At 36.1% G+C, this 12,830-nt stretch carries 6 protein-coding genes; 3 read left to right on the top strand and 3 right to left on the bottom strand.

Going from position 1 to position 12,830, the window contains the following annotated elements; genetic code table 11:
* Positions 1–567 precede the first annotated feature (567 nt).
* Positions 568–2,049, top strand: coding sequence for a trypsin-like serine protease (locus ACT5E3_RS09515; protein ID WP_444998070.1), 1,482 nt, complete (start codon positions 568–570; stop codon positions 2,047–2,049).
* A gap of 532 nt (positions 2,050–2,581) precedes the next feature.
* Here the strand turns inward: ACT5E3_RS09515 and ACT5E3_RS09510 are convergent.
* Positions 2,582–2,698: an ACT domain-containing protein gene (locus tag ACT5E3_RS09510; RefSeq protein ID WP_444998069.1), complete on the bottom strand. Its 117-nt coding sequence runs from the start codon at positions 2,696–2,698 to the stop codon at positions 2,582–2,584.
* A 69-nt stretch (positions 2,699–2,767) separates the two neighbouring features.
* Entirely contained in the window at positions 2,768–2,899 is a 132-nt protein-coding gene (locus ACT5E3_RS09505) for a hypothetical protein (protein ID WP_444998068.1), read from the bottom strand.
* A gap of 1,060 nt (positions 2,900–3,959) precedes the next feature.
* On the opposite strand from ACT5E3_RS09505, the gene ACT5E3_RS09500 reads away from it, so the two are divergent.
* Together ACT5E3_RS09500 and ACT5E3_RS09495 are read left to right on the top strand one after the other, a co-directional pair.
* Positions 3,960–7,856: an AraC family transcriptional regulator gene (locus ACT5E3_RS09500; protein WP_444998067.1), complete on the top strand. Its 3,897-nt coding sequence runs from the start codon at positions 3,960–3,962 to the stop codon at positions 7,854–7,856.
* A 447-nt stretch (positions 7,857–8,303) separates the two neighbouring features.
* A complete protein-coding gene (locus ACT5E3_RS09495) occupies positions 8,304–10,334 on the top strand; it encodes a S8 family serine peptidase (RefSeq protein WP_444998066.1) in 2,031 nt (676 codons plus the stop codon).
* 156 nt (positions 10,335–10,490) lie between these two features.
* Here ACT5E3_RS09495 and pbpC read toward each other — a convergent pair whose 3' ends face one another.
* On the bottom strand, positions 10,491–12,821 hold the full coding sequence (gene pbpC, locus ACT5E3_RS09490; RefSeq protein ID WP_444998065.1) for a penicillin-binding protein 1C: 2,331 nt from the start codon (positions 12,819–12,821) through the stop codon (positions 10,491–10,493).
* Positions 12,822–12,830 lie beyond the last annotated feature (9 nt).

Below are 12,830 nucleotides of genomic sequence, written 5' to 3'. Positions count from 1 at the left end.
CAACCTTTTTAAAAAGCAAAAACATTACTTCATAAGCTGTAATTTTCTTAATTCTGAAAAGCATACTAAACTTTCACTCAAGAAAACCGAATATATTTAGTTGAGTCAAACTTATATAAAACACATCCCTTCTACTTCTGCTAAAAAAGAACAATACAAACTCACCATCAAACATACAGCTTGTTTTTCTTGCTCACATTAAAACACCAATAACATTCCGAAATATATTTTTTTCAGCAGCAAACATAAAAAATCGTGACAAATCACATATTAACAAACTTAATCATAAAAAAAACCGAACAAACTTATCAACATATTATTAGTAGTTTAACGTCACCCACAGAAACCTACAAACCACAACAACAAAAGAAATTATTTATGAGATGATTTATTTTTAAGTACAGTGTTATTTTCAAATAAAGTAAAGCTTTGAATTGTCACAACCATTCTCAAAGTAAAATAACATTTGAATTTAACCAAGTACCATCGGTCACATTCAAACGCGTTTACTTTCACCAAGAAATTAAACTTATATCAATAACACTTATAAATCCAAGAGAAATAATTATGTTAGAACAAACGCAAAAAAAATTAACTCTAAGTAATAACCATAAAAAAACCAAACTAATACTCGCTATTTGTAGCGCATTAAGTCTCAACGTTTTTGCGAGTAGTGACTTAACAAGTCAAAGTCAGGGTAATGGCATTGATAAAAAAATTGTCAACGGAGTAGAAACTCAACCAGGTTCTAGAACCTATCAAGCAATGCTAGTTCGCAATGGTAGGCAATGGTGTGGTGGTACTTTAATTGCTGATAATTGGATATTGACTGCAGCACATTGTGTTGATAATGCATCAACGTCCACATTAACAGTAAGATTAAATTCACATACGGTTAATAGTGGAACAACTCATAGCGTGAGTAAAATTGTTCTTCACCCTCAAACATCTAATGATATTGCTTTATTAAAGTTAACAAATCCTGCGGCAAGCAGTCTTACTCGCGCATTACTGCCAACCCCTGAACTTGAAAACACGATTGCAGGACCAGGTACTAATGTTACCGTTTCAGGATGGGGAAATACATCTAATGGTGGACCATCAAGTAATGTATTACTCGAAGTCGACTTACCAGTGTTAACGACTGAGCAATGTCGACAAGAGCTGGGCAGTAGTATCGATGAACGTACCGTTTGTGGTGGTGGTCCAGACGGTAAATCCGCTTGTAATGGTGATAGTGGAGGACCATACGCTATTAGACATAATGGCAATGTATACAGTATTGGTACGGTAAGTTGGGGAAGAGCTTGTAAAGGCGCTACAGCTTTTGTACGTACTACCGCTTTTCTTGATTGGATTAATACTGAAATAGGCGGAACTACTCCACCTCCACCACCGCCTCCAGGTGGAAATGTATTAAAAAATGGTGTTCCTGCAACTGGGTTATCAGCAAGCCAAGGCAAAGATGTTGTTTACACTATGGAAGTGCCTCGTGGCGCAACAGATATCAAGTTTGATATCAGCGGCGGCACAGGTGATGCTGACATGTATGTCAAATTTGGTTCAGCGCCAACTGATTCAAGTTATGATTGCCGTCCTTATAAAAGTGGTAATACAGAATCTTGTACCGGAAGCCAAGCAGGTGGAACCTATCATGTTAGAGTGAAAGCCTATAGTGCTTTTTCTGGTGTTAGCCTAGTTGGTAAATATACTGATGATGGAACACCTCCTCCAGGCAATGATCCAATTGTTCGAACAGAATCGGTTTCTGTTGCTCAAGGTGAATGGTCTCGTTTCACGCAAGTATTACCAGCAGGTTATCAGGATCTAAAAGTGTCTATCTCTGGTGGAACAGGTGATGCAGATTTATATGTGCGTAAAGGTACGGCTTCAACCACTTCATCTTATGACTGCCGACCATACAAAAATGGTAATACTGAAAATTGTGATTTCACTAACCCTGATGCCGATACATGGCACATTGATGTTCGCGGATACAGAGCAGCGTCAGGTGTGACTTTAAATATTAAAGCAAACCCGGAGAAATAACTAAGCAGTAGTTTTATGAAGAGGGGTTTTTAACCCCTTTTCATAATTTATTTAATTATCAGCTATCCCATAACATCTGTTTTCAAAAAATGGAAACCTTTGTATTAGGCTTTGCGAACCCTTTCTCTCCAATTTTAGCAACTAGTATACGAACTCATTAGTGATAATTGCCAACAAAAAGTCGGCACTACCAACAACAATAAAACCCACTTTAACATATAATGTAATCGCTCTCGGATTTCCCCCAAGCACTTAAACACATAAGCCATTAATTTTTTGTAAAAAACCAATAAAATTGTTATTCGAGGCGCAACAACCTCCTGCTCTGCACAGAAATACTGTATGATTTTTTCGAGATGAACTTTCATAGCTTAGAGTTGACTTTCATAGCTAAAAGCTTAATTAAATGTTCGAGCAACTAACTCAGCTAAATCGGTTGATCAGATGTAACCGCATTGCGAATGTGTAACAGCTTTTGACTTGTAAATAATTAAAGTCAGACCTTCCTTTTTTCTAAAAGCGCCAATAGGTTCTAAATTTGAACGCTCACATAATGAGCACTTTCAAAAGTACAAAAAACAAACTCGTCACTTTTTAATTCTGGTGATATATTAACCAGTAGCTTCGCCAAATTTTTTTCACCAGTCATTAGCGAGCTTATGTTCTATTTATCGTTATCTAGCGATAGCTTTACTGATTTAAGAAACTATGCAACTTTTCATTTTCCAACTCCGAGAATTCCATGCAGTCCCCCTTTAATACTTTCTATTATCGTTCCTCTGTTTTCAAGGACAAAACCGCCACATAGTTCAATCACTTCAATACCACCCAACCATATCTCAAGCAACAATCACAGTTTCATCAACTCCCTCTTATTATTTCACTTAGTTGATGATACTTATCTAAAAAACAATATAATAAGGTATAAACTTTCAATTTAACAGCCTGCTTATCACTTTATTAATTGCCGAACTAATTTTTTAATTATTTCGATTGGCAATATTAATTTGTTTTAATAAAAGCCACAAAACAGCAAGAGCTCTTACCTCTTATAATTTCAAAAAGAATTGGTCTATTTTTTTGACTTTTAAAAAAAAGCGACTATCTTTTCACTCTAAATTATCACTAAATCAATCATACAAACACTTAAAACCAATTTGAAATAGCTGTTCAATTGTTTGAAAGTTTAATTAATTTCAATTTTTTTACACAAGGAATAAAGCAATGCGAACCAAAATTTATATAGGCCTTTTACTTATAGTAATATTTTCACTATCAACATTAATATCAGTTCCTGACTTATTATCCATTTTAACGCAAGAGAGTATTACCCAGTCAATTCCGAATATTTTGAAAACGCTCTCATTCAATATTGTTGGCCTAATTATTGGCCTATTATTTTATAAAACTGGTTTGATAGACTTTAAATCTTCGAAAAAAATACCTGGGCAATCATTTAAGGATATAGTTAATTAAACAATACAAGCTATTGCCAAACCACTATTCGGTCAATAAAAACAAACTTTTTTAAATTAACACTCTTTATACTTTTGTGGTTGTAAGCCCCCATAAGCAGAATATGGTTAATACAACCACAGCAAGTATTGATAAAAATACAAAGGTGATAACAACTAAACTTGTTATCTTATCTCTAACAGAGGCCACTTTTAATATTTAGACCTTCCATAACTATTAATACTATAATGAAGAATGATGCATTAGCCCTCATACACCATAGGCTATCATCTAGAAAAAACATCCGTCTTTTATTTTCTAACTTGCCATAATCTCAAGCGGGCTCTAAAATAGCTTCCTGACTCTTGTTATTGTTTAACTCTTGGTAGGTTATCTTATCGTAATACCTAATACCGACAACTGATTAATTTTAATCGAAGGCTAATTAAAAGACGATGTATAAGAAGAATAAAAACTATCACCTCATTATCTCACTATTTATTATCAACTTATTTTATACATTTTCGATATCTGCTAACCAATTCCAATCTATTTTTGAACCCCTAACTACTCGCCAAGGTTTAACTCAAAATACGATAAATGATATTGTTCAAGATCAGCAAGGCTCAATCTGGCTTGGCACCTTTAACGGGTTGAACCAATATGATGGTGTTCGCAATTTAGCATTTTTGCATAACTCCCCTCACTCCCCTATACCAGAAAATGAAATTTACGATATCGAACTCGCCAACAATGGACGATTATGGGTGCTATCAAAACAATTTATATTTTACCGTGACCCAAATAAAGTATTTAAAAACTTCATATCATTAGATCAATTGTATCAAAAAGAAAACCCGTTGACTTTTACTAAAATAATTAGTCGCCCAAACAAGTTAATACTTTTTCATTCTCAGGGTGTGATTGAATTATCTCTTCAAGGCACTGTACTTAATCGTTATATCTACCCAATAAAGACAACAAGAAGATCTTGGTTTATTATGCAATCGACGCCACATAAGAATGCCAAACTATTAGCCACAAGCAGCGGCCTGTGGGTATTGCAAGAAAACTCTAAGTGGTATCAACCTGAAAATTGGCCTGATTATTTAAAGCGCGCATTTCAATATACTGTTGTTCCTACACCCACAGGGTATTTAGTATTTGGTCTTAAGCATATACATATATTAGATAAAGAGCTGCAGCTCATTTCTGAAAAAAGTTATACCGATTTAGGTTTAGCCAGCTTTCCTTTTCGCGCATCATTATCGAGCGATGGTATTTTATGGATGGCAACGTTTAAAAAACTTTATAAACTCCAAATAGACCAGTTTGATAATAATGCTGCTAACCTACCATTGGCAACGCTAGTACTGGATAGCGGGTTGAGTATTAATAGTTTATTTTTAGATAAAAACGATGGTGTTTGGGTTGGAACTTTAGACATGGGTGTGCGTTACCTCAATAAAAATGCCCAATCTTTTCAGGTGTTAAATAATAACCAAGATAATAACCCGCTTTTTTCTGTTTCAGCATTGACTTCGGATAAGCAAGACAATATTTATTTTGGCACTGCTGGCGGTGATATTTACACCATGAATAACCTTTCAAAAAAAATAAAGAAGCTACCATTAGAGTTTGATCATAAACGGGACCAAATAAGACGCCCAAGTGCTCTCCTGGTAAAAGAAAATAATCTTTGGATAGCCACACTAACTGGACTCTTTCATTATGATCTTAACAATAATCAGCTAACACATTTAAAACCAGATTCTTCACCTATTCTGAGTAGTATTATTACAATGAAATGGGTCAGAGATAAAATCTGGGGAGTTAGCACCAATGAAGGCGTTTTTTTCTTCGATCCTAAAATAAATCAAGTCGTTTTATTAAGAGATGATATTAATTGGCAACATCGGTGGTCACAACTTAACCTGAAAGATTTAGCACACCTGGGAAAGTATCTTTATATTTGCAGCGATCATGGAAAACTACTCAAATTTGAATTAGATACATTACGCGGCGAAGAAATTGATGTGTTTACAGATAAAAGTCAGGCATTTTATCAAATTATTCCTGATAAAGAGGATAACCTTTGGTTGTTAACATCAGATGTGTTAATGAAATACAATACCTTAACACAAACTATCACACCACAATTGCGGGCATTTGATTATGGTCAAACAGCTTTTTATTCTGTGCGTATAGAAAAAAACAACTTGTGGCTAGGAGGCAGTACTGCATTACTTTATTACAACCCCTCCCAAAATAAAGCGGTTAGTTTTTCGACTAGTGACGGAGCGATTGATGACGAATATAATGTTTATAATATTAAAACACTGGAAAATAATTTATTATTTTCGACTGTTACTGGACTCTTAAAAGTCGATATCAATAATGAACTGCCACACACTAATATTGACTCATCTGTAAAGTTATCACGCATTACTCACTATAGCAAAAAGAAAAAGACACAAGAATGGTTCACTAATCAAAAGCAGCCTATCTCCTTAAAACAGGGAGAACGTATACGCTGGCAATTTGCTCCGAGTGAAATATCACTGACTAACCAAATAAAAGTGGCCTACCGAATTAACAACGGCTCATGGCACCCGGTTAAAAACTGGGAGCTGGAACTTAACCAAAGTCAATTTAAAAGTGGGGTTTCTACCTTAGAAATACGTTCTACAACTAAGTTCGGAAATACCTGGAAAACATACCATCAGTTCACTATCGATGCTGAATCGCCAGTGATAATATCACCTGTTTATTATTGGTTAATGACACTTGGTTTGTTTGTCTTGTTTTTAATTTATTGGTTCCGTAATAAACACTTAAAAGCTAACATTGCCCAGCAAGCTCATTTAGAGTTCAAACAAAAATCTCAAGATATTCTACAAGAACAGCAAATATTACGAACCATAGCAGAAGTTATTATTTCTGAAATGAAATCATTTTACTTATTACTTCGCCCACAACTAGCTAAACAATATAATATCAATCATTCAAACCCAGTTGTTGGACAATTTATAAAACTTTCAACCCAAATAGCAACTTATCAAACGAGTTACTTAACTAATGAAAATGCCATCGAACTAAAGCCACTTATCGAACACTTAATTAAACGTTATTTTAATACTTCCGAAAAACTAGGAAACCGTTATCAGCTAGAGCTTAGTGATATTTCATCAAAAACATCAGAACATTTCATCAAACATCACTTTGCTCTAATCGGCTTATTGTTTCAATCATCACAATTAAAGTCACTTAAAATTACTTTATTAAAATCCAGCGCAAGAAGAGCTACTTTAAGTATTCATAGCCAGTTTGCTCACGAACAATCACTTGATTTCGAAATGACAACTCATTTATTTTCTTCATTAGCTCAAATACTCGTCAATTGTGCTAAACCATTGGGTATCGATAGTGAATTGAGACTAGGGCAAAACCTGCTTGAATGGCAAGTCACCTTTACCGCCACTCAACGTTGGAGAGAAAACCTTGAAACGACAACCCAGACGAGCACTAAAATCAACATTTTAACTAACGAAGCAGATAAACTCTCTCAACAAACTCAACTGATATTAATAAACTTGACCAATAAAGCTTACCCCTACGCCTTATTGTCACTTGAGTTTGATATTACCAGTTACTCAAAATTAGATGACGCCTTAGCAATCTCCCCAATTAATGGAACTATACTAATAGCGGTAGAAAGTATTTCTCAGAATGAATATCAACAAATAGAACAATTAAGAAACCAAAGTAACCCAATTATAGTAATCTGCTATGTCTTCATTGAGCCAAATATTGCGACTCAACTAAGTCGAATGACTAATATCCTATTACTCCCTTTTTCAATTACCTCACCAGCGCTTCCGCCAATACTTGAGTTTATTAAAAACGGAACTTTAACTACTGCCCTTATAGATAAACAACCAGAGACAAGCACTTCAACATCAGTGGAAGAAAATATAATGCAGGGAGAGTCGCCAACTCATACAGAGATGACTGATAATGCAACAAGCCCATCAAATAATGAAATGCTCACTAAATTGAATGAATACTTAGAAACATACTGCGCGGATGAATCTTTAGATGTGGAAAAAGTCGCTTATGCTTTGCATTTGAGTTCTCGTCACTTAACCAGAAAGCTCAAAGATATGGTTAATTTATCCACAGCAGAATATATTCGTCAATATCGCTTAAACAAAGCATTGGTTTTGCTAAGAAAAGGATACCCCATTGGTCAGGTAGGAAAAATGACGGGGTTTTCTTCACGTAATTATTTTTCAACCAGTTTTAAACGACACTTTGGCGTCACACCTTCTGATTTTCGTCAAATAGAATAGTGGGCATCTTGCTAACACAAATTAACTGTTGAAAACTTTAATAAAACTAAAAAGAACCAGTTTAACCAGCAATCAGTCTTTTAAATAACCAGAAAACTATTAATTTCTCCTACCCAAAGGTAAATTTAGCCTTAATTACAAGGAAATCAATTGCTCCTCCTCCTAGCTCACATTTTTTGAACGGTCAAAATATTTTAATGGTAATATTCACACTTTTTCATTTTAGATCAGATGTCATTATTTAATCAAAATATGTCTGAATATTGAATAATACATCCAATATTCAGACATTTTGACCGATTTTTATAAGATTCTGTCTTTTTTGGCGTCATTTTGCACATACATGACCGCTTTTCTGTGGTGATTTAAGAAGAATAGAAAAGGAGCACGCAATACTGCTCAAAACCCAAAGTAACTACTCTTAAATTTAATTAGAGGATAAACAAAATGACAAAAAGCAGTAATAAGACACTATGGAAACTTCTTCCAGCCGCTGTTGGTGTCGCAGGGATTTTAGGCTCTACAGCTATAATGGCCAAAGCCCCTCTTCACTCAATGAACGCACCCGATCGCATTGAAGATCAATACATAGTCGTGTTCAAAGAAAACTCAAGCGCACTAGCGCTTTCTTCTTCAAAAGCCGAATTTGTATCGTCTGCCGCACAAAATGCACAAAGAAATGCTGGAATTAAAGTAAAAAGTCAATATTCAAGCACGCTGCTAGGTATGTCCATTAAAGCCAGTGTAGACCAAATAGAAAAACTACGCGATAACCCATTAGTTGATTACATTGAAGCTGACCGCACTGTATCAATCAACGGCACTCAATATAATCCACCATCATGGGGACTTGATCGAGTAGACCAAGCTAGCTTACCACTAGATGATAAATATGCTTATGACAACGATGGAAGCGGTGTACATGTTTATATCATCGATACTGGTATTAATGCAAACCACTCAGATTTTACTGGACGTGTTGGTAATGGCTCCGATTTTATTGATGGTGACAACTCCCCCCAAGACTGTAGCGGTCATGGAACTCACGTTGCCGGTACTGCGGTAGGTACAAAATACGGTGTTGCTAAAAAAGCAACCGTACATGGAGTAAGAGTACTTGGTTGTGACGGTACAGGTGCATGGTCAGGTATTATCGATGGCCTGGAATGGGTTGCACAAAATGCACAACATCCTGCTGTTGCCAATATGAGTATAGGTGGTGGTAGCAATAGTTCTGTCAATACAGCCACACGAAACTTGGTTAATTCTGGCGTTGTCACAGTTGTTGCAGCAGGTAATGATAACTCTAACGCGTGTAACTACTCACCTGCAGGCGAAAGCAGCGCAATCACTGTTGCAGCATCAACCAGAAATGATTATCGAGTAAGCCCAAGTACCGATGGGTGGGGGTCAAACTATGGCTCTTGTGTAGATATTTTTGCACCAGGTTCTAACATTGTGTCAGCTTCATACAGTAATAACAATGGCTCTAGTACTATGGGTGGAACATCAATGGCATCACCACATGTTGCTGGTGCAGCCGCTCTTTATTTACAAGACAATCCTAATGCAACACCATCACAAACTACACAAGCACTATTAGGTTCAGCAACCTCAGGTGCGATATCTGATACCTCAGGTTCTCCAAACCTATTGCTTAGAGTAGATGGTGTTATTGATCCAGACCCAGATCCAGATCAATTAAAAAACGGTACTCCTATTTCAGGTTTATCTGATTCAGCGGGTGGACAAATGTTCTTTACTTTCAGTGTTCCAGCAGGTGCAACGGATATACTAGTAAAAACATCAGGTGGCTCTGGTGATGCAGATCTTTTTGTTAAAAAAGGTTCTAAACCTACCGATTCTTCATATGACTGCCGTTCAAATGGTGGAAATAATAATGAAAGCTGTCCATTAGAAAGCTCTGGTCAATATTTTGTTAGAGTGAAAGCTTATTCTAACTATTCAGGCTTAACCTTATCTGGAAGTTATACGATAGATGGTGATCCAGTTCCAGGTGAATTAACTAATAATCAACCCGTTTCAATTGAAGGTAATAAAGGCGACAAAGATTACTTCACTTTTGTTGTTCCTTCAGGCAAAACAGGTACTATCACAACTTCAGGTGGAAATGGTGATGTAGACTTATACGTTAAAAAAGGCTCAGCCCCGACAGAAAGAGTCTATGATTGCCGACCTTGGAAAAATGGTAATAACGAAACTTGTACTTTAAGTTCTGCAGGCACTTACCATATCATGGTACATGCTTACTCAACTTACTCTGGTGCATCAATTGTTGGAAAGTTAGGAAGCTCCAACAACAATTGCCAAGGTATTCCAAGCTGGAACCGATCTACTTACTACTATGCAGGACAAGAAGTAACTTACCAAGGTAAGCGTTATAAAGCACTTTACAATGTGTATTACTACCCTCCGACTTCTGGTTATGGTTACTGGTCATTAGTGAGTAATTGCTAATATTAACTGTTAAAAAAATATAACAACAAGTTCTCCGTTTCATCTTGGTACCTTGTAGTAACAGGGAAACGTTTGGCAGCCTTTATCGGCTGCCCTTTTTTGAATACTGTACTTTTGATATCTTGATAAAATCGAAAACGTTCGACTCTATCAACCTTACAAAACCTCAAACGCTAGCTCACCTTTTTGCCCTTGTTGGTTATAAACAAATACTCGATAATTTCCTTTTGTTAAATTCTCAATTAAAAAAGATTCCCCTTGTTTAGTCTTTCCTTTTAGCTCACCATTAATCAGCCAGGTTAATTGACTTCTATTTGCCATAACTGACAAATTTAAGGCTAAAGCTTTATTGAGTTCACCCGGTTGAATAATTTGGCTCTTATCTTTTATACCGGTAATCACTAAATCTTGAGTTAGGTTCAATGATTTTAAACAGCTAGGTGTATAAGCTGGTATAAGCTGTTTACGATGAAATTTTTCTGGCAACCAATATTCTAATTGAGTCGGCCACAGTGCAATTGAAACTGATTTTGTTTTGCCTGTGTAACAAGCATTTAAACTTCTTAATTGATCAGCCTCAGTTAAATGAATCCTTACTGGGTTAGCTTCAATATTATTATTCTCCTGCAAAGTTGCAGGAGCTACATCATCAATTAAATAGGCCGAAAACTTTTGGTGACAGTGTTGTTGCTGAGTATTTTCTTCGGTTAAACCCAGTGGCCAACAAATATTTTTTGAAGTTACTCTTTCTGGCATTACTCGCTTATACTTGTTTTGTTGTGGTAATAAATTAAGAATTCTTTTAACTAAAGGCGCCGCAGTTTTACGTCCAAACTCTCCTGGAGATGGAGTACCATCAGGTTTACCAACCCAAACAGCAATTGTGTGTGTTGCTGTTGCTGCAATCATCCAAGCATCACGATATCCATAACTCGTACCTGTTTTATGCGCTAACCAAATTTTACTTTGTTTTAAATAAGGGCTTTTTTGCCTAGCCGTCAAAGGAATGTCTGCTAGTATTTCACTAATAATCCAAGCTGCTTCAGGAGATACCAAATAACGTTCAACTACAGGTTCATTTTTTAAATAACGCGGTTTGCCCGCCAAACCTTGGTTCGTTAGACCTCTATATACCATAACCAAATCAATTAACCGCACACCGACTCCACCCAATGCCAAAGATAATGATGGTTTAGTTCCTTTTGGTAAAAACAGTTTTAATCCTGCATTTTCTAACTGAGATGAAAACTGTTCTGTACCTAAATGGTTAAGAACTTGAACCGCCGGGATATTTAAACTAGTTTGCAACGCGTTTGAAACACTAACGGGTCCCATAAATTTTTTTGTGAAGTTTTCCGGGCTATAGTCTGCAAACTGTAATGGAATATCTTGTAGCATTGATTGAGAATGAATTAAGTTTTTATCCATAGCCATTGCATAAATAAAAGGCTTTAAAGTTGAGCCTGGAGAGCGAACAGCTCTATTCATATCAATATGACCAAATCTTTTTGTATTAGCAAAATCCGCAGCACCGACATAAGCGACAACCTCTAAATTTTGATTATTCATAACCAAAGCTGAAGCTGAGGTACTTTCAGAAAATTGAGCAGCATAATTTTTAACTAAATCAGATAAAGTTAATTGAATTTCTAAATCAATCGTCGAATGTAGAATGTGACTTTGCGGATTTTTGTTAACTAAATAACGCGCCAACAATGGAGCATACATTGGACGACTATTAAACTGTGCAATAACTGGCTCTTGCATTGCGTCAGTTATATCAGCGGCTTGCCAAACACCATAAGATAGCATTCGTTTTAAAACTTTATTGCGTGCTTTTTGTGCTCGTTCAAAGTAACGATCAGGTCGTAAACGGCTGGGAGACTGAGGTAAAACAGCCATTAATGCAGATTCAGATAAACTTAAATGCAATGCAGATTTTCCAAGGTAAGTATAAGTAGCCGCTTCAATTCCTTCTACTGGCCCACCAAAAGGTGCAAAGTTTAAATATAAATTAAGTATCTCTTCTTTAGAATAATGATACTCCAACTGGAAAGCTCGTATCATTTGCCATAACTTTCCACTAATACTTTTTTTATGTGGCTCTAAAATTCGAGCGACTTGCATCGTTAAAGTCGAACCACCAGAAATGGCTCGACCATAACGAATAAACTGAAAAGCTGCCCTTAATAGTGAGAATGGATTAATACCGCCATGTTGCCAAAATTGTTTATCTTCATAATTAATAAGAGCCTGTAAATAATAAGGAGAGACTTGATGTAAATCGGTAGGATAACGCCACACGCCTTTTTGATCGGCAAAAGCTCTCAGTGGCCGCCCATTTTTATCAACCACCACTTGAGAAAAAGTTCTGCTATCTTCGGCTTTAAGTACAGGGAAAAACACATCAAACAATTTAAATGCACAAAATCCCAAACTAACATTTAGAGCGACAAATAAAAAAAGTCTGAGTAGTGCTTTTACCATGACTTAGTA

It is taken from the genome of Aliikangiella litoralis (assembly GCF_052495765.1).
The sequence above is the reverse complement of the archived record's forward strand: the minus strand, read 5'-3'. Positions and strand labels throughout refer to the sequence as shown.